This window comes from Lysinibacillus contaminans, assembly GCF_001278945.1.
Classification (GTDB): domain Bacteria; phylum Bacillota; class Bacilli; order Bacillales_A; family Planococcaceae; genus Lysinibacillus; species Lysinibacillus contaminans.
The window spans coordinates 52,842-77,381 of record NZ_LGRV01000007.1; the positions used below are offsets into that span (position 1 = coordinate 52,842).

26 protein-coding genes, 1 pseudogene and 1 other annotated feature are annotated in these 24,540 nt (G+C 36.2%); of the genes and pseudogenes, 12 read left to right on the forward strand and 15 right to left on the reverse strand.

From position 1 onward, the window contains the following. A pseudogene (locus AEA09_RS16525) lies at window positions 1-253 on the forward strand (MFS transporter); the annotation flags it as partial. Between the two features lie 250 nt (window positions 254-503). Here the strand turns inward: AEA09_RS16525 and AEA09_RS16530 are convergent. From AEA09_RS16530 to AEA09_RS16540, 3 genes are all read right to left on the reverse strand, one after another. Beyond that, window positions 504-1,676 (reverse strand): MFS transporter, encoded by a 1,173-nt coding sequence (locus AEA09_RS16530; RefSeq protein ID WP_245622894.1) that lies wholly within the window; start codon window positions 1,674-1,676, stop codon window positions 504-506. 62 nt (window positions 1,677-1,738) lie between these two features. After that, window positions 1,739-1,998: a binding site (T-box leader), on the reverse strand. Window positions 1,999-2,415: 417 nt separating this feature from the next. Beyond that, window positions 2,416-3,303, reverse strand: coding sequence for a hypothetical protein (locus tag AEA09_RS16535; protein ID WP_053585057.1), 888 nt, complete (start codon window positions 3,301-3,303; stop codon window positions 2,416-2,418). Next, window positions 3,296-3,802, reverse strand: coding sequence for an RNA polymerase sigma factor (locus AEA09_RS16540; RefSeq protein WP_053585058.1), 507 nt, complete (start codon window positions 3,800-3,802; stop codon window positions 3,296-3,298). The genes AEA09_RS16535 and AEA09_RS16540 overlap by 8 nt, the downstream gene beginning before the upstream one ends. 185 nt (window positions 3,803-3,987) lie before the next feature. On the opposite strand from AEA09_RS16540, the gene AEA09_RS16545 reads away from it, so the two are divergent. Beyond that, window positions 3,988-4,956 (forward strand): quinone oxidoreductase family protein, encoded by a 969-nt coding sequence (locus tag AEA09_RS16545; RefSeq protein WP_053585059.1) that lies wholly within the window; start codon window positions 3,988-3,990, stop codon window positions 4,954-4,956. A gap of 89 nt (window positions 4,957-5,045) precedes the next feature. On the opposite strand, the gene AEA09_RS16550 is transcribed toward AEA09_RS16545, so the two are convergent. Together AEA09_RS16550 and AEA09_RS19995 are read right to left on the reverse strand one after the other, a co-directional pair. Next, window positions 5,046-5,852: an EcsC family protein gene (locus tag AEA09_RS16550; RefSeq protein ID WP_053585060.1), complete on the reverse strand. Its 807-nt coding sequence runs from the start codon at window positions 5,850-5,852 to the stop codon at window positions 5,046-5,048. A gap of 73 nt (window positions 5,853-5,925) precedes the next feature. After that, a complete protein-coding gene (locus tag AEA09_RS19995; protein ID WP_156312225.1) occupies window positions 5,926-6,117 on the reverse strand; it encodes a hypothetical protein in 192 nt (63 codons plus the stop codon). A 388-nt stretch (window positions 6,118-6,505) separates the two neighbouring features. On the opposite strand from AEA09_RS19995, the gene AEA09_RS16555 reads away from it, so the two are divergent. Both AEA09_RS16555 and ldmS read left to right on the forward strand, forming a co-directional pair. Continuing rightward, the gene (locus tag AEA09_RS16555; RefSeq protein WP_053585061.1) at window positions 6,506-7,078 is read left to right on the forward strand and encodes a GNAT family N-acetyltransferase; all 573 of its coding nucleotides are present in this window, start codon (window positions 6,506-6,508) and stop codon (window positions 7,076-7,078) included. Window positions 7,079-7,187: 109 nt separating this feature from the next. Next, a complete protein-coding gene (gene ldmS / locus AEA09_RS16560) occupies window positions 7,188-8,342 on the forward strand; it encodes an L-aspartate--L-methionine ligase LdmS (protein ID WP_053585062.1) in 1,155 nt (384 codons plus the stop codon). A gap of 17 nt (window positions 8,343-8,359) precedes the next feature. Here ldmS and AEA09_RS16565 read toward each other — a convergent pair whose 3' ends face one another. The 4 genes from AEA09_RS16565 to AEA09_RS16580 form a co-directional block, all read right to left on the reverse strand. Continuing rightward, the gene (locus tag AEA09_RS16565) at window positions 8,360-9,067 is read right to left on the reverse strand and encodes an ABC transporter permease (RefSeq protein ID WP_053585063.1); all 708 of its coding nucleotides are present in this window, start codon (window positions 9,065-9,067) and stop codon (window positions 8,360-8,362) included. Then, entirely contained in the window at window positions 9,064-9,912 is an 849-nt protein-coding gene (locus tag AEA09_RS16570) for an ABC transporter ATP-binding protein (protein ID WP_053585064.1), read from the reverse strand. Before AEA09_RS16570 ends, AEA09_RS16565 begins: the two co-directional genes overlap by 4 nt. A gap of 145 nt (window positions 9,913-10,057) precedes the next feature. Further along, window positions 10,058-11,014: a LytTR family transcriptional regulator DNA-binding domain-containing protein gene (locus tag AEA09_RS16575; RefSeq protein WP_053585065.1), complete on the reverse strand. Its 957-nt coding sequence runs from the start codon at window positions 11,012-11,014 to the stop codon at window positions 10,058-10,060. 29 nt (window positions 11,015-11,043) lie between these two features. Beyond that, window positions 11,044-11,619, reverse strand: coding sequence for a dienelactone hydrolase family protein (locus AEA09_RS16580; protein WP_281176752.1), 576 nt, complete (start codon window positions 11,617-11,619; stop codon window positions 11,044-11,046). A 714-nt stretch (window positions 11,620-12,333) separates the two neighbouring features. Here AEA09_RS16580 and AEA09_RS16585 point away from each other — a divergent pair. The 5 genes from AEA09_RS16585 (at window position 12,334) to AEA09_RS16605 (ending at window position 16,621) form a co-directional block, all read left to right on the forward strand. After that, a complete protein-coding gene (locus AEA09_RS16585) occupies window positions 12,334-13,167 on the forward strand; it encodes an alpha/beta fold hydrolase (RefSeq protein ID WP_053585067.1) in 834 nt (277 codons plus the stop codon). A gap of 204 nt (window positions 13,168-13,371) precedes the next feature. Then, complete coding sequence (locus AEA09_RS16590) at window positions 13,372-14,088, forward strand: carboxymuconolactone decarboxylase family protein (protein WP_053585068.1); 717 nt, start codon at window positions 13,372-13,374, stop codon at window positions 14,086-14,088. A 13-nt stretch (window positions 14,089-14,101) separates the two neighbouring features. Then, entirely contained in the window at window positions 14,102-14,788 is a 687-nt protein-coding gene (locus AEA09_RS16595) for a CoA transferase subunit A (protein ID WP_053585069.1), read from the forward strand. Beyond that, window positions 14,781-15,416 carry a 3-oxoacid CoA-transferase subunit B gene (locus tag AEA09_RS16600; protein WP_053585070.1) on the forward strand — a complete coding sequence of 212 codons (636 nt, stop codon included), beginning with the start codon at window positions 14,781-14,783 and terminating at the stop codon, window positions 15,414-15,416. Before AEA09_RS16595 ends, AEA09_RS16600 begins: the two co-directional genes overlap by 8 nt. A gap of 11 nt (window positions 15,417-15,427) precedes the next feature. Next, complete coding sequence (locus AEA09_RS16605; protein ID WP_053585071.1) at window positions 15,428-16,621, forward strand: thiolase family protein; 1,194 nt, start codon at window positions 15,428-15,430, stop codon at window positions 16,619-16,621. 34 nt (window positions 16,622-16,655) lie between these two features. On the opposite strand, the gene AEA09_RS16610 is transcribed toward AEA09_RS16605, so the two are convergent. Further along, window positions 16,656-16,982 (reverse strand): DUF3870 domain-containing protein, encoded by a 327-nt coding sequence (locus AEA09_RS16610; RefSeq protein ID WP_053585072.1) that lies wholly within the window; start codon window positions 16,980-16,982, stop codon window positions 16,656-16,658. Between the two features lie 106 nt (window positions 16,983-17,088). Here AEA09_RS16610 and AEA09_RS16615 point away from each other — a divergent pair, with 106 nt between their 5' ends. The 3 genes from AEA09_RS16615 to AEA09_RS20680 are packed head-to-tail and all read left to right on the forward strand — an operon-like array spanning window position 17,089 to window position 19,222. After that, on the forward strand, window positions 17,089-18,420 hold the full coding sequence (locus tag AEA09_RS16615; RefSeq protein WP_053585073.1) for a short-chain fatty acid transporter: 1,332 nt from the start codon (window positions 17,089-17,091) through the stop codon (window positions 18,418-18,420). Between the two features lie 56 nt (window positions 18,421-18,476). Further along, window positions 18,477-19,127, forward strand: coding sequence for a carboxymuconolactone decarboxylase family protein (locus tag AEA09_RS16620; protein WP_053585074.1), 651 nt, complete (start codon window positions 18,477-18,479; stop codon window positions 19,125-19,127). A gap of 8 nt (window positions 19,128-19,135) precedes the next feature. After that, a complete protein-coding gene (locus AEA09_RS20680; protein ID WP_425412032.1) occupies window positions 19,136-19,222 on the forward strand; it encodes a hypothetical protein in 87 nt (28 codons plus the stop codon). Here AEA09_RS20680 and AEA09_RS16625 read toward each other — a convergent pair. From AEA09_RS16625 to AEA09_RS16645, 5 genes are all read right to left on the reverse strand, one after another. Beyond that, a complete protein-coding gene (locus AEA09_RS16625; protein ID WP_053585075.1) occupies window positions 19,200-19,478 on the reverse strand; it encodes a LacI family DNA-binding transcriptional regulator in 279 nt (92 codons plus the stop codon). The genes AEA09_RS20680 and AEA09_RS16625 overlap by 23 nt on opposite strands. 111 nt (window positions 19,479-19,589) lie before the next feature. Further along, window positions 19,590-21,008, reverse strand: coding sequence for a C4-dicarboxylate transporter DcuC (gene dcuC / locus AEA09_RS16630; protein ID WP_053585076.1), 1,419 nt, complete (start codon window positions 21,006-21,008; stop codon window positions 19,590-19,592). Window positions 21,009-21,037: 29 nt separating this feature from the next. Beyond that, window positions 21,038-21,958 carry a ribonucleoside hydrolase RihC gene (gene rihC / locus AEA09_RS16635; protein WP_053585077.1) on the reverse strand — a complete coding sequence of 307 codons (921 nt, stop codon included), beginning with the start codon at window positions 21,956-21,958 and terminating at the stop codon, window positions 21,038-21,040. Between the two features lies 1 nt (window position 21,959). Beyond that, entirely contained in the window at window positions 21,960-22,880 is a 921-nt protein-coding gene (gene rbsK, locus AEA09_RS16640) for a ribokinase (RefSeq protein WP_053585078.1), read from the reverse strand. Window positions 22,881-23,599: 719 nt separating this feature from the next. Continuing rightward, a complete protein-coding gene (locus tag AEA09_RS16645) occupies window positions 23,600-24,271 on the reverse strand; it encodes a carboxymuconolactone decarboxylase family protein (protein WP_053585079.1) in 672 nt (223 codons plus the stop codon). Between the last annotated feature and the right edge of the window lie 269 nt (window positions 24,272-24,540).

The following is a 24,540-nucleotide window of genomic DNA, read 5'->3' on the forward strand; positions in this document are numbered from 1 at the left end:
AACATTGGGTCCACTTTTAACAACAGCGCTATTTGGTAGCAAAGATTACAGTCAAATCTATTCTACTGCCGCAATCGGTTTAGCAGTCGCTGGTATCGTTGCATTGCCTGGTTATGGCTTCGTTTACGAAATTACTGGTAGCTATACATTTGTTCTGTATGGTCTTGCTATTATGTTAGTTTTAAATGCACTATTAGTACTGTTGGCATTTAAAGGTAAAAAGAAATTAGAAAAAGCAGGTTTATGGAAATAATCTCTCTATGAAATTATTTTAACATAACATAGATTGTTAGATTGAGTTCAACTGTGAAAATTAAATGACACTTTGTACTATAACACGTTTCGTTGTTATAAAACAACTAATGCCCCTCCTTTATTACTTGTATAAGTAATAAAGGAGGGGCATCTTTTATATTCATTCAGTATGGATAATGAAGTGTGTCGAACTCTAAAATTGAACAAAAAAATTACTTTGGAGTAGATCGGGAGTTTTTGAATATTATTTATACTTCCTGCTTTGTATGTGAAATAAGAAGACTAGCAACGACTATCAGTAAAATTGTTGCCGAAAAAACAACAAGTCTGATTCCGAACGTTTGCGAGAATATACCTACACCTAAAGTAAGTACAATAATACCAAGGGATTCAGCGATGCTGTAAATACTCGTAAACCTACCTAGTATGTCAATGGGGATATTCTGTTGAATAAATGTTGAAAATCCGGTATTGGCGAATGAAAAAGCAAAGGTGAGTACAAAAAATCCAATGGCAGCCCACGTAAAAGTATGTGAGATGGAAAAAATGAGATATCCGATGCCTGTAAATAATGTGCCGTAACCAATCATAAAATTGAGTTTTAATTTATGGCTAAATAGGCTATTGATCATTGCCCCTGAAAAAGCACCAACTCCAGCAAAGCTTACAAGCAAGCCGTACATGGATGTAGATAAATTCAATACAACCGTAGAGAATGAAACTTCTAAAGAATCGATAGCTGTCGTCAATATGATGACATGACAAAAAAGTAAATAAATTAATACGAGATGTATATGTTTTTTTGAAAAATGGTAAACAAGATGCCAGTCCTCTTTTATAATCGACCAACTTAAATTTTTCTTCTCTAATTCATTTGTCGATAAATTGGGGAGCCGTGAAATGAGCATGAATGAACATATTAAAGCGACACTGTAAAAAAGAATTGCTGTGGTAGTTGCTCCAATGAAAAATAAAGCGCCAGCTATACTTGGACCTACTATAAAACCAACAGTCTGAATAAAATTTTTAAGTGCATTAAATCTTTGTTGCTCAGCTGTTGGAACAAGCTTTGTCATGAAGACAAGTGACGACGTCGCAAAAATAGCATTTGCAATATGAATGAAAAAAGAAAGACAATAAATTGCAACTAGTGAAGAGCTAAAGAATAGGCATACGACTAAAATTGCTCTTGAAAGATCCAATGCCATTAATAGTTTTCGTTGATTGAATCGATCAACAAAGCTACCTGCCCACACATTTGCTGTGATCGTTGCAATTGGAGCAAAAATATAAAGCATAACCACGGCTAACGGAGACTGTGTAAGGTTTAAAACCAATACATTGAGCGCAATGAAGTACACCCATTCCCCGATATTAGCCATTCCAATACTACTAAGTAAAAGCACCTTTTTCCGCGTCATAAAATTCCTCCATTTCAACATTTAAAATGAAATAAAAAAATCCCACCCCCAAGACGAATTGTCTTAGGGACGAGATTGTGAATTTTACGCTCACGTGGTGCCACCCTAGTTCGTTATTATGTCTCCATAATAACCTTATTTAGTACTGCATAAATGCGTATACTGTAACTCTGTAACGGGAGTTCCCGTCGCACCATCAACCTTTAAGGAATCCAATGCGCTACTCCGAGACTTGTTTCAATAACTCGTTCTTACTCGTTTTCAGCAATCCGAGCTCTCTAGAAAGAACAACCTTATTTACTCTTCTCTTCAATGTATTTTCAATAGTTTAACACAAACTCATTAAAATACAATTTATCCATTATTAGGTACAAAATTGATTATGTGATTGAGCAAGGGGTGCCGTTATAAAAAAGCTAAATTATGTAAAAGGAGGAACTGAAAAAGTGATTCTCTCAATAAAATTCTAATAAAAATCAAACATTAGGATTTAGTGCTCTGGCGTTCGCTTTCCGCGAGCGAGCGACGAGCCTCCTCCTACGCTTCGCTTCGTGCGGGGTCTCGTCTGTCTCGCTTTCCCGCAGGAGTCTCACGCTGCTGTCGCTTTGATTTCGCGCGAAAGACATTCGCCGCCGCGCTAAATCCTTAATGAAAATGTAATGCTCCTGCAAATAATTACTATAAAAAATCTCAACTTTAGAGTTTTTTAGTGCCCTCTGTAAATAGTGATTTTGTGTTATTAGATTTTGAAAATAATGATAAGAAAGAGAGCGATAGAAATGGTCTTAAAAGTAAAGTGAGCTAAAGAGGTTTTAATTTTGTAACGTTTATAGTCATAAATTGAATGTAGAAGTATGAATATGAAATAGAATATGCCCAGTAGACCAAAATGTACAGTACCATAAATATTAATAGTAGCCAAACTAACAAGTGACAATAAAGCTGTTGAAAGCGATGAATCTTTCCGTGAAGGTTGTTCTGTGTCTATTCTATTAAAGAAACGACGACCAATATTAACCATAATAATAAAGAATGCAACTAGAATTAAAATACCGAGTAGGCCTAATCCTTTAAAATGATCTCGTACGATGAAATGGAGAGGATCACTACTGAAATATTGTCCATTTGTTTCATCAAGGAAATACGTTCCCGAACCACCATATAGTATTTTATAATAGACATTTTGCCCATTATTATATTGGACGAATAAATGGTCTGCACTGTGTTCTGACAAATCCAGATTTGGGCTTCCTGTCGGGACAAGATTTTGAAGGAGTTTTTCAAGCTGCAAAAGCCATTTAGTGTTGTCATTATGACGCGTAGATAAGAGGAAGAAAGATTGTAAATTATATGTTTTATCAGCATCCGCATCTTTTAAAGCAACGGAATCAATAATGTGAACAGATTTATCCATTTCGACAGACTGTGGCGGTAATGTCATAGATGACAGGCTACTAATGAGCAAAATAATAGTAAGTGCAGTGGCTATACAAAGGACAGTATAGTATTGGCGCATTTCTTTTTTTTGTGTTGTCTTTATTCGCTGGTCGATTAGTTGCTTTGATTGAGTTTTTGCTTTCTCAGAGTGTTCGATATTCAGCATTTGTTCAAATTGCTTGTCAAACATAGTCTACCCCTCCCTCCATTAGTCGTTGTAGTTGCTCAATGCCTCTTGCTGTATCGTTTTTAACTTTTGCTTCGGAGCAACCAAGAATAGACGCTGTTTCTTTAATAGAAAAGCCCTCAATTTTTCGTAAAATAACCGCCTCTCGATATGCAAACTTCAATTTTCGTATAGCTTTATACAAAGCCTTTGTTTCTTCGTCTGCTAGTAGGCACTCATGCGGCACATATACTTTTTCTTCGCGCTCATGCTTACTTGTGAACGGAATAAATGATAGTATTCGCTGTCGTTTGTAATAGTCATAGACGACATTGCGTGCAATTTTGCGCAACCAGGTTAGCTCATTTGCCTCTTTTCGAAAGGTTCGAATATGTTTGTGACATCGTATGTATGTTTCCTGTGTCAAATCTTCTGCTGTTTCGGGATGACTGACCATTAGTAATATAAATTTGTAAATGCTCGTACTATGTAGTTCGTACAATTCCTCTGTTCGCAGATCCATCTTGTTCACCCCTTTCATTAATAGACGACTCACTGGAAATTTTGACTCAATAATTTTGAGAATTATTCCGATGAATTTCGAAAGTATTCCGATAATTTGATCCTATGCACTATGAATTATCATTTTAAAAGATTAACAGATTACCATATATGGTATTGTTTAACTGTACCAAGAGGGGGATGTTTATGAAGGCTGTCATAATAAATGAGTTTGGACCACCATCAGTTTTAACACTTGTTGAATATCCAAAACCGAATATTTCAGTAGGAGAAGTGTTAATCCGTACAAAGTATACGAGTGTGAACTTCGCAGATGTGAAAAATCGGACAGGAAATAAGGCGAAGGGAAATTTCCCAATGATACTGGGTTTAGATGTTGCGGGCGTGGTAGAGGAAGTATTAGCTGAGACAAGTGCCTTTGAGAAGGGCGACCGTGTCATTGCATTCCCTAAAAATGGTGCGTATGCGGAATATGTCGTGGCCAATGAGCAATTAGTATTTAAAATTCCGCATGATTTGTCTTGGGAAAAAGCTGCTGCTGTCCCAACTGTTTCTTTTTTAGCGTATATCCTCACGCATAAAGTTATGAAAGTAAGCAGAGCCGATGCGGTTCTAGTCCATGCAGCATCTGGTGGAGTTGGAACAATGCTTGTACAAATGGCTAAACAACTTGGTGCAAAACAAATTATTGGTGTTGTCGGCAATATGAAAAAAGCTGAAATTGTCTATGAGCTCGGAGCTGATATGGTATTGACGAACGATAATTTTAGTCAACATGTTAATGAATATACAGAAGGTAATGGGGTTAATATAGTTTTTGATTCTATTGCTGGAGATGTAACAGAGGAAAGTCTCAACTGCCTATCTTCATATGGCACACTTGTGCAATTTGGCAACAGTGGTGGAAGAGCCGGTCTCATTAAAACTTCGGATTTGCATAGTAGCTGCCGTAATGTAAAAGGTTTTAGCCTAGGCACGACAAGAAAACTACACCCCGAAATGCTTCAAACTGTAGCAGAAGAAATTTTTGCACTGTTGAAAGGGGAAGCCCTACAAGTGCCAATTGCAAAGATTTATAAATTAGAAGAAATGCAAGAGGCACATGAGTTCATGGAAAGTCGTCAGCATCAAGGGAAAATATTAATTGAAATATGAAGTGAACATCCTATCATCAGGAAATAAGTAAGGGAGATACGAGCTGTATGCAAAGTATCTCTTTTTTGTTTTAGAGCAGAAACTTTACATTAAACGTCCGTTTCTTTTAGTTTTTCATAAATTCGTCTCTTTCGATAGAGCATTATACCTGTCTCGGCAACATCTTGGATCATTCCTTTATTCGCATATGCCCCAAAAATCATGCCAGCTATCGGAACCATTTGAAAAAGCTTTTTCCAACCAAATTGGTCACGATACGTGAAAAATACTTCCTGCCAACCTTGGAGCTGTGAAATCATATTTTCAGAGGCATTAGTGTCTTCATGCATGGAGGAAATTTCTTTCAAAATTGCTTCTTTGCCGACAATATCAGCAGAAGAGAATTGTAGGCATTTCACAATGAAAATACGCTCCATTTTATCGTTCGGGTCGTATCCATGAATAATCGCAATTTCTTGCAGTGTTTTCAATGCAGTCCCTAATATAACGGGAATATCAATAGCCAATGTAAAGATACCACCAATGCCTGTGGAAGCACCTTGTACAGTAGCGAATTTAACGCGGTCTTTTTGGAGCTTTTCACTAATTGAAATCATATCTGCTAAAGGCATTTTCCCAATATCAGAGATTGTGTCGATATCATTAAAAGAAGAATTATCGCGTATTTTTTGAATCATGGATTTTTCACTGATTAAATATTTTCCTCCGGTTTGAATGTAGCTCCCTAACTCAGCCACCAATAAACCTATTTTATTTTGGACGAAAGCAGGTGTCATTTTGTCTAAAATTTTAAAAGGTATGCGACCTAACTTTTCCCAAAACCATAAGCCTTTTTGGTCTTTTTCCCATGACTGAATTTCTTGTAGATGTATTTCTAATTGTTCTCTAGTCTCCATTATTCATTTCTCCCTTTTTAATACGTCTATCTTAGATACGAGAAGTTTCATAAAAGGTTTCATTGCATATTTTTTATTGCCAAGCCATGGCGAGTAGTGCCACTCCATTTTCGATTTCCTTTAATGTTAAACCACCATATCCGATAAGTACCATGTGATTGTCAGTGGAAGATTGAAAAGAAGTGGAACATGGATAAACTTGAACGCCAACTGACAGCCCGCGCCGAATTGCTTCATCTTCAGATAGTCTTTTCGGTAATTTCATAATGATATGAAGACCTGATTTTTCATTGAAAACTTAAAATCCCTTGGAGAAATAGATACTAAATTTTGTTAATAATATCTGCTGTTTTTACGATAAATAGTACCCATTTTTGTGAGTGAGGAGAACGGCAGCCCTTTATAATGGAACTCTGAATCATAATCATGCTCAATGGAAACTAGTAAGCTGGTGTTGTGAATAACATGTGTATAGTTTCTTGCGGAATTGTGACACCAGAGTTATCAACAGTAATTGCATAAATGGGCAACTAAAGTGCTGGAATTTGGAACCGAACTCTTTCTATAAATAAATACTTGTAGTGGTGTTTTCTAAATATGTTATAACCATTATATTTAAATTAAAGTTAAATGGATAAAAAGGAGTGACAGGAATGATTTTTACGGCATTGGAAAATGAAAATGTATTATTAAGGCCATTATCAAATGCGGATAGGACAGGGATATTAGTTGCTGGCAGTTATCCAGAGATTTGGAGGTATATGTCCATAATTATTAAAAATGAAAGCCATGTGCATAACTTTGTGGACAATGCATTATCTGCAAGAGTCGAGAATAAGGAATTTCCTTTTGTGATTGTGGATAAAAAGTCTGGAGAAATTATTGGTTCGACTCGTTTTATGGATATTGATGAAAAGCACAAACGTATAGAGATTGGTTTTACTTGGCTCACACCTGCGTATTGGCGTACTGCTATGAATACGAATTGTAAATATTTATTGTTACAGTATTGTTTTGAGGTGCTAAGTCTACAGCGGGTTCAAATCAAAACAGATCATGAAAACATTCGTTCACAAAAAGCGATTGAACGTATAGGGGCTACGAAGGAAGGGATTCTTCGTAATCATATGCTTCGAAAGGACGGCACTACACGTCATACCGTAATGTTTAGTATTACAAATGAAGAATGGCCAGAAGTGAAAAATTATTTAAAACAGCTAATTTAATAGTTAGAGAAATTCGGAAAAAATTTTTTTGTAAATTATAGTGTGAATTTTGCTAGTAAAGGGTAAATCACTAGAAAGCCAATATAAGCTTGAAAGTGAGGTAATTTACATGAAACCAAAATTAACATTGCGCCAAATATATGGTGAGGATGCCATTTATACGCCACGTACGCCATATAGTGATAACCCCTGGATGTCAGATGATGCACATAAGTTGGATGCTTTGACCTCAAGGGAAGTGGCCATTGCAGACATACCAGTATTAGTTCATCGTGCAACACAAACTGAAAAGGCACAAAGGCTTCATAAGTTGGCAGGGGTACCTTGGGTAGAACAGCCCTATACTTATGAAACACAAGAAGAATATTTATCACAAATACAATCATGGTGTGAGCAAGGAAAAACCATTGTCTGTCAGTATTTGCATGAGACAGATCAGATGAACCGAGAATGCTATTGGATGGACGCGGAAAAGTTCAATCAGCTAAATTCAAAGGCATATATTGACCATTTAATTGATAGTAAATTTGTGCCGAGCCGCTTGAATATTGAGCTATATAAATTATCGGATGCACTTAAAAATTGGAAGCCACCTGTTGTACTTAAACCAGGAGATGATTCACCAACTTCAGGAGGAGACGGGGTTATTATTTGTAAAAATAATGATGAACTAACAGAGGGTTTGCGACAATTTCGAATGACCGGTACGGACAGTGTAATTATTGAGGAGCTATTACAGACAAAAGATAATTTTAGCTGCCAGTTTGTCTATTCAGATGAGTTAGGTATTCAATATTTAGGTGCCTCACAACAGATGACCGATGAAAATGGAAATTATGAAGGTAATATCATAATTGACGAGGTACCCCAAAAAGTGATTGAAGCAGGGTACCACATAATGGAGCGTGGTGTAGCAGAGGGATTTGTTGGTGTTGCCGGCTTTGACTTAATCGTAACAGAGGCTGGAGATGTACAAGCCATTGATTTGAATTTCCGACAAAATGGCTCAACTTCTATGCTAATGTTCCATGAGACATTAGGTAAACCGGTCAATAAATTCTCCTCATATACAGCGGAAAACGTAAAAGATAACGAGGAATTCTTTCAAACAATCGAAAAATTTGTAAAACAAGGCGTTCTATTCCCGTTATCTTTTTATGACGGTAACTATTTTGAAGAGCACGTGGTATCTAGATTTGTTGGCATTTGGTATGCTGATACGCTAGAGGATATTGAAGAATTTGAGCGACAATTACTATTTTAATAGAAAAAAGAATGGTGCTAGTCGACCATTCTTTTTTTATAGACAAATGCTGTAACAAGCCATGTGAAAAGTGTCCATGCGGTAATTGTAACAAATGGGATGATTACATCAGTTGAAGAATAATTTCCTTCTAAAGCTTCAGCTAATAGGTTAAGTTGACTACTTGGTAGCCACTCGGCAATTTGAAAGATTGGATATACCTCAGACATTGCAAAGGCGAATGGACCAACTGTAAAGATAACCATGACAGGTAGAATGATGATGGATGCTTCCATTATTGTTTTCGTAAATAATCCACAAAACGTCCCAATGGCAATGTAGAAAATTGTTGATAGTAGTAACGCAATTGAAAGTAATAAAAGATTAGCCGGTTCGTAACCAAGAAGATAGATCGTTAGAGCAACTACAGCACTAGATAATACAAAGACGAATAAGCTCTTGCCTACTAAAATATCTCCAAGTGAAGCAGGGGATAGCATTAAACTACGAAGCGTATTTTTTTCCTTTTCCTCTGCAATTAAGCAACATTGCACATAGGCTGTCACAAGAGCAAAGGTCATGTTAATAGGCATCATATAGGTTTGTATATCGCTTGCACCAGTTATATTGTAACCAACCGCTAAAATAAGCGGTAACAAAACCATGATGGATACTGCATAGTTTCGTGAAAATTCCTTGTAATCCTTCATGAAAATAGCTTGAATACGTGTCATTGAAATGTTCATACTAAATCACTCCCCGTTATTTGCATAAAAATATCCCCTAAAGTAGGCTCATTTGTATAAATACGTGCAACCTCATCAGATCGCATCCAATAAAATAATTTCTGTGCATCCTCGGCACCGCTTTGAATTGTTTCGGACGTACCATTTTGTAGCTCTACCGTTATAGAATTATCGCCGAATTCTTTTTTTAACTGTTTCGGCGCACCCATTGCTCGAATTTCCCCCTGATGTAAGAAGGCAACGCGGTCACATAGTAGTTCGGCTTCGCCCATATCATGTGTTGTTAAAAAAATTGTCGTGCCCATCTCGTTTAATCTACGTAAACCGTTGTAAATATGTTGTGTATTGACAGGATCCAGCGCTGAAGTAGGTTCATCTAAAAATAACAGCTCTGGCTTGTGCATAATTGCTCGGGCAAGTGTAACGCGCTGAAGCATTCCCTTAGACAGCTGACTAATTTTCTTCTTCCGTTCGGCATACAAATTAACAAAATCTAAGGCTTCTCTTATGGAATAATTAGGTAATTCGTATAATTGACAATATAGTTTTAGATTCTCTTCAATTGAAAGGCGTGTATATAAGCCACTATTATCTGTTAAAATACCAAAACGTTTACGATTATGACTATGTTTCATTTCGCTAGCAGCACGCCCAAATAATGAAACATTACCTGAAGTTTTTTCTGTTTGTGCAGTCAAGATTTTAATTGTAGTTGTTTTACCAGATCCACTAGGTCCTAGGAATCCGAAGATTTCCCCTTTTTTAATAGAAAATGAAACGTCCTGTAAGGCAACTTCTTTGTTAAACGCTTTTTTCAAATGCTGTACATTAATGAGTGTCTCCATGTGTAAACCTCCTAAGTGTTGTTGATGCCTTCACTTTATAGGACATTTGCAAAAGTCGCATTAGATTTTGGCTGGAAGGATGAAAAATGGCGCTTAATGGAGGTATAGCGCCCTGACAGGAGTCGTTTATTTCTTGGGAAATATACTAAATTCCGAGTATTTCTTTTAAATCTGCTAGTTTGTTTTTTGATAAAGGGACAACTGTTTTTTCAGTACTATTTAGTGCCAAACTGTAGCTGTTGCGTGTCCAAGTAATGATTTCACGTACTTTTTGCAAGTTGACGATATATGAACGATGGCTTCTGAAAAATCCGAATGGTGTCAGTTTTTGTTCTAAATCATTAAGTGACAGCGTACAGGGAAATGCTTCACCTGCAACATACACAGAAACAATGCCCTCTACACTTTCGATGTAATCAATTTCAGGTGGATTAAACAGAATGATTTTGTCATTTTTCTTTGTAGGAATTTTATCGAGTAGTATCGGTGCATTTTCAATAGGGGAGGGTTTTGTTTCTATTTCATCCTCTTTTACATCAAGAGCATGTAGGCCTTGTGCATCTAATTTATATATTTTGCTACTCGAAATAAGTAATTCTTCGAAGTTATTGGACAGTAAAAAAATCGTTTTTTCTTGTTGTTGAAGAACTGCTAATAGTTGAAGTACGTTTTGTTTCGAAAATTCATCCAGATTCTGAAATGGTTCTTCGATAACTTGAAAAGATGCAGTGCTTAGATAAGTATGTAGTAATTTTAAGCGTTGTTTTTCACTGTTTTTAAGCTTGCTATTAAAGGTGTTTTTTTGTTCTGTCAGGGCAAAAAGTGTTAATAGCTCTTCCTTACTTTGTGAAAGAGCGCTAAAAAGCCCTTGGCAAAAATGAATATATTCGGTTACCTTGAGCCTTTCATATAAAGCATTTTCACGTACTTGTGTATATGTATCCGGTTGTTTCGTAAACCATTGCAGCAACGTATGAATTTTTGCCACATCAGTATAGATGCCAATAATGGCTCCTGTTTGAAATGGAAGTTGAAAGCTAGGGTAAATGACATTCCCTGATTCTATATAAGGGTCTATGGTTAAAAAATTAGGCTGATTCATAGTAATATCCTCCAAAAAATAATAGATTTTTATATGAATTTTTTTATATGAGATTGTGCTTGCAAAGTACTTTCAAGATGGAAAGTGCGATTACATTCATCCATAAAACCATGTTCACCAGCAAATTGCACGGTTTGTACAAAATGTATGTGTTGAAGTGCATTTTTCATGTTATTTACATCAAAACTTTTTTCATGAATAGGTAAAAGTACGAGGGTTGGACAACTTGGCTGCACACCAAGGTATTGACGAATACGAGAGCCATAAACACAAATAACTCGATGGAGTGGCAATGTAGAGAGTCGCCATGCAAGTGTAGCACCTACACTAAAGCCAATCAAAATAACTTCTTTATACTTTGCGATGGCGGTTCTTAGCTGCTGTGATAGTTGTGTTAAGGGTTTATCAAAGCCAACTTCTTTTATGAAATATGCGTAGGCTTCTTCTTCTTGAGCATAGGAAAAGACTTTTCCATCAGGATAAAGTGCCAAATGCTCAACCACCGTTTGATCATCGATAAATTCAATTGTTTGTTCATGCATAAAATCATTCACACCATAAATTTCATGTAAGATAAATACTTTGCGTTGCAAGCAAATCACCATCACTATAGTTTTTACTTAGTGTATCAAAAATAAGTATATTTAATAAGAGTTTGAAAAAATGTATATTTCTTATATTTAATTTACAATAAATTGGTTTTTAATTATTTGTTTTTAGTGTAATTTCACTAAAGTAATTTAGTTTTCAATTTTCGAATCCTACAAACAATGCTTATTTTTATAGAAAAAGAAATTTATTTTAACCCTAGAGAATTAATTTTCTCAAAGAGTAAAATTTCTTCAGAAACAATTTGGAAAGCATATTTAATACATCGAAATAATTATTTTGATATATTTTTTATTTGTACTATTTTAATTTGATGTTGAAAAATTTTAGCACCAAATCCTTATATTCTTTAATCAGAATTTAGCTAACTAAAAAATTGTTTTTTCATTTAACTATAGCTTTTCTTATTGCGAAAAAATAATAGAGTCTTCATTAAAAGTCATAAATTCTTTTTTGATAATATTTTCGCCATTCAATAAAGAGTTATTATTGCTCCTTACGCAAATTATATATTGAAATAATTAATTGGTGAGTTATATAACTTTTAGGTTTGCATTTAAAAATTTATAGGTAAAGGAATATATTGAATTTTGTAGTGTGAATAGAAAAATAGTTTGCTAGAGAATCAAGTTATCTTTCGAAAAAAAAATTTTGACTTTTCCGAAATTACAATGTAAAAATAACTTTATATTTACGAGGAGGGTGATGGAATGAAATATCAATCAATCGATGTAAATGGAAGTGCATTGCATTTTGCAGATTATCCAGGAGAAAAAGGGACAATAATTGCTGCCCATGGCTTAACAGGTAACAATAAACAATTACATTATTACGCTGAACTTTTAAAAGGTGAGTATCGTTTTATTTCGGTTGATTTAAAAGGTCGTGGTAATAGTGCGCCAGCGCCAGCGAATACGGGTATAGAGTTACATACACAAGATATTTTAGCTTTAATTGATGCATTGGAAATCGAACAGCCGATTTTAATGGGTTATTCAATGGGGGCATTTATTATGGCAAATGTTGCGAGTAAATGTAGTGATATAAAAGGACTTATTTTGCTTGATGGTGCTGCTACTTGTACAGACCATCAGCGACAAATTGTAGAGCCTTCACTTGGAAGAATTAGCAAGCCGTACGAAACAGCTGAAGCATATGTTGAGGAAATAAGAAACATTTATGGTCGCCTTGGTGTCGAGTGGACTGATCATTTAGCAGATGTTGGTCATTATGAGATAGGTGAAAAGGATAGTCATTGGGAAAATAAATCTGACGAAGAAAAAATCCGTCAAGATTTCCAAAGTTTCTATGACTACAAACCAGGAGAAGTTGTTAAAAATGTGGAATGTCCAATACTTCTAATTCACTCGACAGGTGAGATTGGTACTATGCCTGCATTATTTTTAGATGAATCCTATATTGAAACGCAAAAGCATGCAAAAAACATTTGGAAATTCACTTCGGATAGTAATCATTACACGTTAGTCTTTGAAGAAAGAAAAGATGTTAATCAAGTAGTACATCGATTTTTAGAGAATTTATAAAAAAAAGTTGCAGTTTATTAAACTTTATGCAAATATTAAAATAATCAAAATAAATTGCCTATCGAGCAGCTGTAGAAAAAAGAACTTTTTCTACTTTCCCTGCTTGACTGTTGGCTACATTTCTCTTCGAGTACGGCAAATACCGTGCTAGAGGGGAAGTGTGGCCTTTTTTTATTCTAACTTTACGAAAAGAGGGGTCCCTAAATGGCAACAGGATTAGAGTATTTCAAGAAAGTTTATGATGTTGTACCGGGTTGGGTACAAAAAATGCACGATTATAATCCAGCGATACTAGACCATTATACAGCGCTTCGAGGAGCAGCGATGGCACCTGGAGTGCTTTCTGTAAAAGAAAAAGATATTTTGTTAGTTGGTATGAATGCAGCAAGACATTACGCACGCAGTATGGTGTACCACACAAAAGGGGCAATTGATGGTGGTGCAACACTGGAAGAATTAGTCGAATATTTGCTCGTGGCATTCAACTACGGTGGGGAAAAAGCGTTGCAAATTGGCTTACAATCCTTTGAATACGCCTTAGAGCTAACAAATGCGGATGCTGAGAATATTTCACATGAAGCATCATCACTTGAAATCGTACGGTACTACAGTGCTTTTGCTTCGACTGATAAAAGTAAATCCTATTTTACGAATTTACTAGATCTTTTTACCACTGAAGATGAAAACGCTTTAAAGGAATATTTGCTTGAAGGTAATGTCGTATCAACACAAATGAAATACCTGATGATGACAGGCATTTACACAACCGTTTTAAAAAACGTGGAAACAGATTATTGGGCAAAAGAATCACGTGAAATAGGTGTAGAGGAAGCGGAATTGGCAGAGCTAGGTTATATTTGCCTACTAACAGCGGGCATCCCATCATGGTTTGAAATTAGCGATGCACTTATACAAAAATAATGGAGTGAAAATAATGAAAATTTTTGATTCTGTAGATCAAGCTTTATCTTGCGTAGAGAGCGGCCAAACAATTATGGTCGGTGGATTTGGCTTAGTTGGTGGACCACTAACATTAATCGATGGACTTGTTGATTTAGATATAACGGACTTAACGATTGTTAGTAACAACTTAGGCGAAAAAGGCGAAGGTCTCGGAAAATTATTAGAGCAAAAGAAAGTTAAAAAGGCAATTGGTTCATACTTTACAGGTAATCGTGATGTTGGCGAGGCATTTCAACGCGGTGAAATTGAAATTGATTTACTTCCACAAGGTACATTAGCAGAATCTATTCGGGCTGGTGGTTCAGGTATCGGGGGATATTATACGAAAACGTCTGTTGGGACCGATTTAGCAAAAGGAAAAGAAACAAAAATAATTAAAGGAGAAGAATACGTGTTTGAGGAAGCGTTGATAGCTGATGTTGCAATTATACGAGCTCATAAAGCAGACATGCTAGGTAATTTAGTGTACTACAAAACAGCACGTAACTTTAATCCATTAATGGCAACAGCGGCAAAGACAGTAATTGTAGAGGTCGATGAAATTGTTGAAGCTGGTGAACTAAAAAGTGATGAGATCATTACACCACATTTATTTATTGATCGCGTCATTATTGCGAAAAAGATTTTAACACAGGAAGGCGTCGTGGAGCATGGCTAATTTAATACAAGAACTTATCGCGAAAAGAGCTGCAAAGGAAGTTGAGGATGGACAAATAATTAATTTAGGTATTGGTATTCCGACACTTGTAGCCAAGTACGTTGAAAATGAAAATGTCCATTTCCATACTGAAAATGGGATGCTTGGTGTTGTAGGTATTGAAGAAGAGGATATTGATCCGAACTTAGTTAATGCTGGGAAAATGCCTGTGGGTGAGGCGGTTGGTTCTTCATTCTTCAATAGTGCGGAGTCATTTGGCATGATTCGTGGTGGTCATGTGGATGTTGCTATTTTGGGCGTGCTTCAAGTTGACGAACAATCACGTATCGCAAACTGGGCAGTACCAGGGAAAAATATAATTGGTGTAGGCGGTGCGATGGATTTACTAGTCGGTGCTCGAAAAGTGATTGTCACAATGACTCACACATCAAAAGATGGAAAAAGTAAGATTTTAAAAGACTGTACATACCCAATTACTTCTACACGTAGTGTCGATACAATTATTACTGATTTGGCTGTTTTTAACTACATTAACGGTGAACTCCATTTGGTTGAACTTATGCCAGGCGTAACGCTAGAGCAGGTTGAAAAAAATACAGAAGCGCGTTTTGTAAATGTACTTAAATAGGAGGTAATAGTATGAGAGAAGTTGTGATTGTAGAAGGGGTTCGTACAGCTATTGGTAAAATCGGTGGCTCATTGATCAATGAAACTGCAGATATTCTTGCGGCAAAAGTAATTAGCGAACTTCTTAACCGAACGAAGCTAGATCCTACGCTGATTGATGAAGTTATTTTAGGTCAAGCAAAACAAAGTGCTGACCAGTCCAATGTTGCACGTCTAGCCTCATTACGAGCTGAATTACCAATTGCAGTACCAGGTTATACAGTGCATCGTCAATGTGGTTCTGGGCTTCAATCTATTAATAACGCAGCGCAACAAATTGCGCTTGGATATAGCGACGTAATTGTTGCAGGAGGAACTGAATCGATGAGCACGGCACCTTATTACTTACGGAATGCTCGTTATGGTTACGGTGTTGGAAATGCCTCTATCTTGGATCCGAATACAGAAAGTCAACCAGGTTCACAGCCATTTGAAGTCTACGGTATTTCTACTATGGGCGAGACGGCAGAAAATTTAGCAGAAAAATATAATATTTCACGTGAAGAGCAAGATGAATTTGCGCATCGAAGCCAAGAACGTACTGCTACTGCAATTCGCGAAGGATATTTCGAAAAGCAAATTGTATCTTATGAGGTGAAGAAACGTAAATCGGTAGAAATTTTTGAAAAAGACGAGCATCCATTTTTATCGAGTATAGAAAAATTAAGTACATTAAAGCCAGTGTTTCGTAAAGGAGGGTCAGTAACCGCGGGGAATAGTAGTGGTCGTAATGATGGAGCGTCTGCACTATTAATAATGTCGGAAGAAAAAGCGCTTGAATTAGGCTATAAACCGAAAGTGAAAATACTAGCACAGGCATCCGCTGGAGTAGACCCATCTATTATGGGGATTGGGCCTGTCCCATCTACATTAAAAGCCTTAAAACAAGCGAATTTAACAATTCAAGATATAGATGTAATTGAATTAAATGAAGCTTTTGCTGCACAATCTATTGCAGTCATTAAAGAACTTGGCTTAGACCCAAGCCGTGTTAATCCAAATGGTGGTGCTATTGCGATGGGACACCCCATTGGAGCAACGGGTGCTATTTTAATGACGAAGCTTATTCATGAACTTGAACGTACAGGCAAACGTTATGGATTAGTGACATTATGTATTGCAGGAGGACTTGGTATTACAACAATCGTTAAAAATTGCCAATCCTAAAAGACACCGAGCAGAGAAGGCTCGGTGGAGATTGTTATTTGCTTTTTTGAATTTTTTCTAGGTATCGCTTTTGTGCAGATTGTAGGGCAACAGCAACAGAGCCACTCGACGGTGCATAATAGTGTTCATCTATGCGTGCAATTAATTCATCAATATTGGACGTAAAATCAAAACCAACTAGCATTCGTTTAAAAAAGTTTTGAGCAAGTCCAGTGATGAATGTAAATTCTGCATCAATAATTTTATGAGTTTCTTTATCGATTTCTAACACAATGCCGGCATGCTTGTACATTTCGTACATGGAAGTGCCCTGGGGTGCTTTAGCGTAAGCTGTTACTAAGATACTAGTTAAATTTTGCAAGGAATTTACCTCCAATATATTAAAAATATGATTTTATTTTATCATATTTTACATGTTTTAGAGAACCTTACAAATAATAATGGGATAAATATTAGGGGGAAATAGTATGGAAAAGTTAACGAATTTTTTCACAGAAGTAATGAAGAAATATTTACCTGATCCATTTGTATTTGCAATTGGGTTAACGTTACTAACATTTGTTTTAGCAATTTTAATTGAGGATATTAGTTTTGTAGATTTAACATCTGCATGGGGGAACGGCTTTTGGGATTTACTAGCGTTTACCACGCAAATGGCTGTTATTTTAGCAATGGGATATGTATTAGCGACTGCGCCGGTAACTGATAGATTGTTAAATAAAATTGCAAGTATGGTACATACACCAAAAATGGCGATTATTGTAGCAACACTTGTTGGTGGTATCGGTAGTTATTTAAACTGGGGATTTGGTTTAGTAATCGGTGGAATTATTGCGAAAAAATTAGCCTTGAAAGTTAAAGGCGTCCATTATCCACTGATTATAGCAGCTGCATATTCTGGATTTACTTTTTACGGATTAGGTATATCGGCTTCTATTCCAATTTTAATTTCAACACCAGGTCACTTCTTAGAAGATGCAATGGGCTTAATAACATTATCGGAAACAATTTTTAGTTTACCAATGATTATTACAACTATTGTTCTTTTAATTACATTGCCATTATTTAATGCAATGTTGCATCCAAAAGATCCTAAAAATGTTGTGGAGATTGATCCAGCAATATATGCAGACAAACCAAGAGTGAAGTTGAATATATCAGAAGATAATACGTTAGCGAATAAATTAAACAATAGCCGTATTTTAGCGTATGCAATTGGTGCGTTAGGGCTGCTTTACATTGTTATTTATTTCACAAATGGAAATTCACTTAACTTAAATATTTTAAACTTTATCATTTTATTTGTAGGGATTATTTTACTAGGAACGCCGGCTCGATATACTGAGCATTTAGCTGATGGGATTAAAACAATTTCAGGAATTATTCTTCAGTTCCCGTTCTATGCGGGTATCATGGCGATTATGGCTGCTTCTGGTTTAGTTGATACGATTGCCAAAGTATTTGTTGACTTATCAAACGAACAAACACTACCGTTTTGGGGATTAATTAGTTCATTCTTCATTAACTTCTTCGCACCTTCAGCGGGCGGACACTGGGCAGTTCAAGGACCCTTTATGATTGATGCAGCAAAGGAATTAGGTACATCTTTAGCAGAAACATCTATGTCTGTTATGCTAGGAAACGCTTGGAATGATTTAGTACAACCATTCTGGATTTTACCGGCTTTAGCGCTTTCACGTCTAAAGTTAAAAGACATTATGGGCTTCCTTGTAATGATTATGTTCTATGTAGGTATTATTTACATCATCGCAACTTTAGCTTGGTCATACTTACTTTAATAGATAAAAAGCCTTTGTTGTTTGACAAAGGCTTTTCCTAATAGGAGGATTAATCAATGTCCGTTATGAATCAAACATTTTTAACAGATGGCGAGATAACAAAAAAAGAAAAAACATTATTACTTGTTGGCTTATTTGCTGCAAGACGTGAAGAAAGGCAAATGCAGTATTTCGTTAAGCTGGCGGTTGAAGCGGAGAATTCTATAGTAGAGATTGCTGAACTTATTTCATCGGCGATTATTTCAAGAGGTATTCCGACTTGGTTATCTGGAATTGAAGCAATTACTTATGCGATTGAGCTAGTAGGAAATGCAGATGTTACAGTAGAAGAGGTAGGCGTATCTTCATTCATCTCACAAGAAGAGTGCATTAGCTATTACCAATCTGAATTCGAGGTACTACCAAAGTGGATTCAATATCTAGTAGACTATGCACCAGATACATTGTTGAAATACAGTAATCTTCGTACGACTTCTCTACGTGATGGTGCCGTATCACGCTTACTGAAGGAATTGTTATTATATGCTATCAATATTTGTGATGCGTATGAAAAAGGCATTGCTATCCACAAGGCAAATGCCATTGCGCTTGGGGCTGATGATGCTGTTCTAGAAGAAATCAAAGCAATCTGTATTTACGCAGTGGGGATACAAGCTATTTGGAGTGATGAAGCAGGAATTTCTCACCAACACACATCGCGCCCTTAATTGAAGTAATCCCAAGCCCTTATACATCACAGGAGCGGGCAGATGTCGTGATGCAGTTTTACAAAGCATATTTTAAAAGTCAGTATTTATTATAAGGAATTGTAACAGATAAGGAAAAGACATTAAGAAGATATTTTCGATATCAGGAATGATTAATCCTAAGGTTTTTGTTTGTTTTGTAACAAGACTTCGTACCATCTGATTAACTGAATAGTTATATTGAGTTGCAATACTATTAATTTCATCTTGTTTTTCTTTAGATATTCGAAAAGTTCGATCATTCAGAACTAATGAAACGCTAGTAGGTGAAATTTCAGCCATTTTAGCAATATCTTTGATTGTAACCTTCAACGTTTGTTTCTCACCCCAAATCGCCAATAATAATTTAAGTACAGCGTTTACTTAACGTAAAAAAAGAAGTAGAAATAGTTTCAGCCACTATTTCTACCTCTTTTATTTTTTCTATAAGAAGACGATCATTGAAAGAACGAACATGAAGATAACACCAGCTATCATAGGTACAGAAGTACGTTTAACGATTTCAATTGGATCTACTTTTACTGTTCCAGCAATGATTAAGACAACGGCGGCAACCGGTGAAACTGCTCTGAATAGGTTACCAGCTAGTCCCATTGGTACTGAAAGAGCTAATGGACTGATACCTGCAACTTCTGCTAAAGGCACCATTAATGGCACCATTGCGAAGAATAGAGCAATACCACTACCACTTAGTAAAACAATAAGCGCTGTGAAGAGCACTAGGATTAACGGTAAAATGAAACCATATCCGCTTCCTTGTGTATGTTGCATCGTTTCTTGTAACGTATCAATTAAGCCAATTGATTTTAAACCTGTTACAAAGACAGATGCAGCAACGATTAATGCTACGATTGGAATCGCACCGCCCATACCTTTGAAGAATACTTCTGTGTCTGCTAATACTTTTTTGTCTGCTTTATGGCGGATCAATTCACACACAATCGCTAGTACGAAAGATACTAATGCCGCTACTTCTACGCTAATCGTAACAGTAGTACCTGTTGTTATTTGTACCGCGTAAGCAACTAGCAGTAAAATGATTGGGAATACCGGTAGAATAGCGTATACCGTTTTGAATAACTTTCCACCTTCAATAGCTTTAACATCTTTCACTTCAACATCTGATTCTTGATGTTTACCAGCTGAACGTTTATCCATATATTTTTGCCACAAGTAGTGAACAAGGGCAATGAATAAAAGTGTTGGTATTGAAACGATAGCGTGATAGTTAAATACATATTGTGAAACTGTCAGGTCAGCAAACGCTGCATGTTTCGCTAATTCTTCTGCGATTGCTACGTTATCGCTACCTAATGGTGTTGGTACGATTGTTGCAGAAGTTGCAATAACAGCTGCGATACTTAAAGCAGACATTCCTGCTTTTTTTAGTACAGGATATAATGTAGCCAATAAAATAATCGCTAAGTTTGAAGCACTAGGAACTACTAATGATAGTAAGTTTCCTAATAAGAATACAATTGGTACTAAAATGTACACTGACTTTACTTTAGAAATAGGTTTTGTTAATACGTCTACAGTTACATCGTTTGCACCGATGGATGACATGTAGGCTGTATATCCACCGAGAATTAAAATAACAAAACCAGCTGACATAAGTGTGTCTTTAAACTGCGTAACGATTACTTGTAGTGGATCTAACCATAACGATCCTGTTGAAACGAAATCTTTAACAGCAATGTCTTTACCCATTAAAACAGCAACCACAACTAAAGCTATACCCATTAAAAAAAGTGAGATTTTAATATCCATTTTTTTGATTAGCATATAAACGACAACTGCAACAGCTATAATAGCAGCACTATACATGATGATATTTTCCAAGATGTTCAGCTCCTATAGAAGTTTTTTTATTAGTTGCATTTAGCTAGGCTTTCCATAAACCATGTTTTGAACATATCTGGGTCAATGTCGGTACATACTTTTGCGTTATTCTCTTGACCTAAATAGCCTTTAAAGTCAACAACTGTGCATCCAGCTGTCATTGATCCATTCAATTCAATGTCTACAAATGTTTCTTCTACTGTAAACATCTCTGGTTTTAATAGATAGGCAATGGCGCAGCTATCATACATTTTCAAACCTGTTTTCATGCTGCCGCCACGATAACGTTGGAACAGTTGATAAATCATACTGCCTGTTTTATTCATGTCCTTTAATTTTTGGCTATCTTCAGGGTATACAAGTGCTTTCCAGCCAACATCTAAACCAACCATTACTAATGGTAACTTACTTGAAAATACGATTTTAGCCGCCTCTGGATCCGCAAAAATATTATACTCGGCCATTACGCCAGCGTTTCCTCTGCCAGTTGAGCCACCCATTAAAACGATTTCTGCAATGTTTTCTTTTACTTCAGGATACATTTTCAGAAGTAGGGCGATGTTTGTTAATGGACCGATTGGAACTAGTGTAATAGGCTCTTTACTTTCCATAATGACGCGTCTCATAGCATTGACAGCGTTTTCATTTATGAGATAGCTTTTCGTAGGTTCAGCAAACTCATAGCCACCCATTCCTGAATCCCCGTGTACATTCGTTGCTTCAATACGTTTTTTAATTAATGGCTCTGATGCTCCCATAGCAACAGGTATATCTTTTTGGAATAATTCGAGTAATCTTTCAGCATTGTACGTAACTTTATCTAAGCCAACATTTCCGGCTACAGTTGTGATTAATCGTACATCTAATTCTTCACTGAAGAGAGCAATAGCAAGTGCTACTGCATCATCAATTCCAGGATCCGTATCAATAATAATTGGTCTTTTAGTCATTTTATTTTTCCTCCTTGAAATACGAAATAATTTCATCTCTTGTTGGGATAGATGGTTGTGCACCTTGTTTAGTGACAGCTAAAGCAGAAGCTTTTGAAGCATAATTCATACATTCAGCAATCGTTTCCCCATTTGAAAAGCTATATAAAAATGAACCGATATACGTATCTCCAGCGGCTGTTGTATCTACAGCTTTCACTGAGTAACCTGAAACAGAGATAAATTCATCAGCTTGACCATAAACACTACCATTCACACCTAATGTAATAAGGGCTGAATGGACGCCAGCTTCAAAAAGAATGGCCATAGCCTTTTTGCATTCTTCTTCTGTTGTTGGGTAGATACTTGTTAATAACTCACATTCGGATTGATTCACAATGATCAAATCAATATATTTATAGGATTCTGAAGGAATCTCTTTTGCTGGAGCTGGATTTAAAACAGTAAACAATCCTCTACTTTTTGCTTCTTTCAATGCTTCAAGCACAATGTCTTGTTTATTTTCAAATTGCGTTAAGAAGATATCTCCTTTGCTTGCTAGTTGTTGTATAGCATTAGAGATTTCCTTATTATCTACATAATGATTCGCACCTGCATTTAAAATAATGCGATTATCTCCTTGACTTCGAACGATAACAGCAACGCCAGTAGGTACTTCTTCACATTCAGTAATATAACTGCAATCCACTTGATTTTCAGTTAAAGAAGTAATTAGTTCCTTTCCAAAAAGATCACGGCCTACAGAAGCGATCATATAGGTTGGAGCACCGCTCTTTGCAGCTGCTACAGCTTGATTTCCACCTTTTCCACCAGGAGCAGTGAAAAAAGAATGTCCACCGATTGTTTCACCTGATTTGGGTAAATGCTCAGCTTCAATGGACAAATCCATATTCAAACTACCAAAGACAATGATTTTTCTCACATTTTTCATTCCTTTCAAGAAAACGATGTAAGTCTTATTATATTGAAGTGATTTTATTTTTCGTCCTTGAAAAACGAAGATAGTATAGAAGGTTGTGCACCTTGTTAAGATGATGTGCTGATAATAAGTAAACAATTGTTAACGCTTTCATTTAAGCTAAATGAATTGATAAAACGTTTTAGCAATTAGATGATAACACCTACAATCTAAAATTTCTATGGTAATATTTTATTGATATATAATTCCTTTAAAAGTGAAAAATAACATAAATATATTATTTCGATATGTGTTACCAATGAGTTTCAAGAAATGAAAATTATGTCGCAAGTCTTTTAAAGCCACGAAGATGATTCTTTATTGCAAGCTATTATTACGCAGAAGGGATATAAGTAATTTGGAATGAAGGAGACAAAAAAACCTGCTAAACTTTAGCAGGATAGGGGATTAACGATTTATTTTAAAGACTGGGTCATAAAAGCTTTCATTTCAACGCTGAGAGCACTTAATTCTTCAATAATCTCACTAAAATCCTGGACAAGTTGAGCCTGTTCATTAATAGCACTATTGATTTGACCCATGTTTTGCTTTAAGTTTTCAAGATTATTATTAATGCTACTTAGCGAAGATTCAATATTGGCAGTTGCAGTTGCTGTTTCGAGAATAAAATCCTCCTACGCAGTTATGCGAGGGAGGATTTTTGGATATTTATCTAAAGACGGTTAAGTATGAAGAGCTACTTGGTCGTAGGCATTTAAAGCATTGACACCGTGCGCAAGTGCAGATCCAGCCTTTAAGGCAGTTGCGACCATAATGGATTCAGCAATTTCTTCTTTCGTGACGCCTAGTTTTTTTGCACCCTGTACATGTAAGGAAATGCAGTACGGGCAGCCAGTTGTATGGGCAACCGCAATGGCAATCAGCTCTTTCTCACGGCCTGACAGGAGCCCGTCTTTCATAGCCTTCGTGTCAAAATCGATAAAGGCCCTAAAGGCATCAGGATTTAGGCTCGAAAATTCTTTTAAACGAGAGAAATACTGCTCTTTATAAAGTTCTTCTCCCTCAGCGTCATCATAGGCATTTAAGGCATTAACACCATGAGCAAGTGCAGAACCAGCCTTTAAGGCAGTGGCAATCATAATAGCCTCGCTAGTTTCTTCTTTGGATGCATTGTTGTTCTTAGCTTGTGTAACGTGCAACTCTACGCAATATGGACAGCCAGTTGTATGGGCAACAGCTACCGCAATTAGTTCCTTTAATTTAGCAGATAAAATACCTTCCTTTAATGCAAGGGAATCAAACTGGACAAAAGCTTTAAATGCCTCGGGTGCAAGATCTGCAAATTCACCTAAACGATTAAAATATTTTTTTTGATATAGACTTTCAGTTGACATGGAACACACTCCTCATCATTCATTGTTTTTTGTTGATAAGCAAAAACTGTAGTCCTCAATAAAAATAATTACAAGATGATTGCGCTTTCGTTTGTACTAAATAATATATAAAATACCTTTTAATGTCAAATTATTTAGAATAATTAAAATATAGATGCGTGTAAACTAAATCATGGATTTTTTCATTTATTATTTAGGGATCTATACCAGAATCGCTAGGTCGCACTTGTTTTTCACAAGCGAATACCGAACAGTAAATTTTTTTAGAA

What these genes read in the sequence shown, in the direction of transcription:
- AEA09_RS16530 (WP_245622894.1), bottom strand. Translation starts at nt 1,676, where the DNA reads ATGACGCGGAAAAAGGTGCTTTTACTTAGTAGTATTGGAATGGCTAAT.
- AEA09_RS16535 (WP_053585057.1), bottom strand. Translation starts at nt 3,303, where the DNA reads ATGTTTGACAAGCAATTTGAACAAATGCTGAATATCGAACACTCTGAG.
- AEA09_RS16540 (WP_053585058.1), bottom strand. Translation starts at nt 3,802, where the DNA reads ATGGATCTGCGAACAGAGGAATTGTACGAACTACATAGTACGAGCATT.
- AEA09_RS16545 (WP_053585059.1), top strand. Translation starts at nt 3,988, where the DNA reads ATGAAGGCTGTCATAATAAATGAGTTTGGACCACCATCAGTTTTAACA.
- AEA09_RS16550 (WP_053585060.1), bottom strand. Translation starts at nt 5,852, where the DNA reads ATGGAGACTAGAGAACAATTAGAAATACATCTACAAGAAATTCAGTCA.
- AEA09_RS19995 (WP_156312225.1), bottom strand. Translation starts at nt 6,117, where the DNA reads ATGAAATTACCGAAAAGACTATCTGAAGATGAAGCAATTCGGCGCGGG.
- AEA09_RS16555 (WP_053585061.1), top strand. Translation starts at nt 6,506, where the DNA reads ATGATTTTTACGGCATTGGAAAATGAAAATGTATTATTAAGGCCATTA.
- ldmS (WP_053585062.1), top strand. Translation starts at nt 7,188, where the DNA reads ATGAAACCAAAATTAACATTGCGCCAAATATATGGTGAGGATGCCATT.
- AEA09_RS16565 (WP_053585063.1), bottom strand. Translation starts at nt 9,067, where the DNA reads ATGAACATTTCAATGACACGTATTCAAGCTATTTTCATGAAGGATTAC.
- AEA09_RS16570 (WP_053585064.1), bottom strand. Translation starts at nt 9,912, where the DNA reads ATGGAGACACTCATTAATGTACAGCATTTGAAAAAAGCGTTTAACAAA.
- AEA09_RS16575 (WP_053585065.1), bottom strand. Translation starts at nt 11,014, where the DNA reads ATGAATCAGCCTAATTTTTTAACCATAGACCCTTATATAGAATCAGGG.
- AEA09_RS16580 (WP_281176752.1), bottom strand. Translation starts at nt 11,619, where the DNA reads ATGGTGATTTGCTTGCAACGCAAAGTATTTATCTTACATGAAATTTAT.
- AEA09_RS16585 (WP_053585067.1), top strand. Translation starts at nt 12,334, where the DNA reads ATGAAATATCAATCAATCGATGTAAATGGAAGTGCATTGCATTTTGCA.
- AEA09_RS16590 (WP_053585068.1), top strand. Translation starts at nt 13,372, where the DNA reads ATGGCAACAGGATTAGAGTATTTCAAGAAAGTTTATGATGTTGTACCG.
- AEA09_RS16595 (WP_053585069.1), top strand. Translation starts at nt 14,102, where the DNA reads ATGAAAATTTTTGATTCTGTAGATCAAGCTTTATCTTGCGTAGAGAGC.
- AEA09_RS16600 (WP_053585070.1), top strand. Translation starts at nt 14,781, where the DNA reads ATGGCTAATTTAATACAAGAACTTATCGCGAAAAGAGCTGCAAAGGAA.
- AEA09_RS16605 (WP_053585071.1), top strand. Translation starts at nt 15,428, where the DNA reads ATGAGAGAAGTTGTGATTGTAGAAGGGGTTCGTACAGCTATTGGTAAA.
- AEA09_RS16615 (WP_053585073.1), top strand. Translation starts at nt 17,089, where the DNA reads ATGGAAAAGTTAACGAATTTTTTCACAGAAGTAATGAAGAAATATTTA.
- AEA09_RS16620 (WP_053585074.1), top strand. Translation starts at nt 18,477, where the DNA reads ATGTCCGTTATGAATCAAACATTTTTAACAGATGGCGAGATAACAAAA.
- rihC (WP_053585077.1), bottom strand. Translation starts at nt 21,958, where the DNA reads ATGACTAAAAGACCAATTATTATTGATACGGATCCTGGAATTGATGAT.
- AEA09_RS16645 (WP_053585079.1), bottom strand. Translation starts at nt 24,271, where the DNA reads ATGTCAACTGAAAGTCTATATCAAAAAAAATATTTTAATCGTTTAGGT.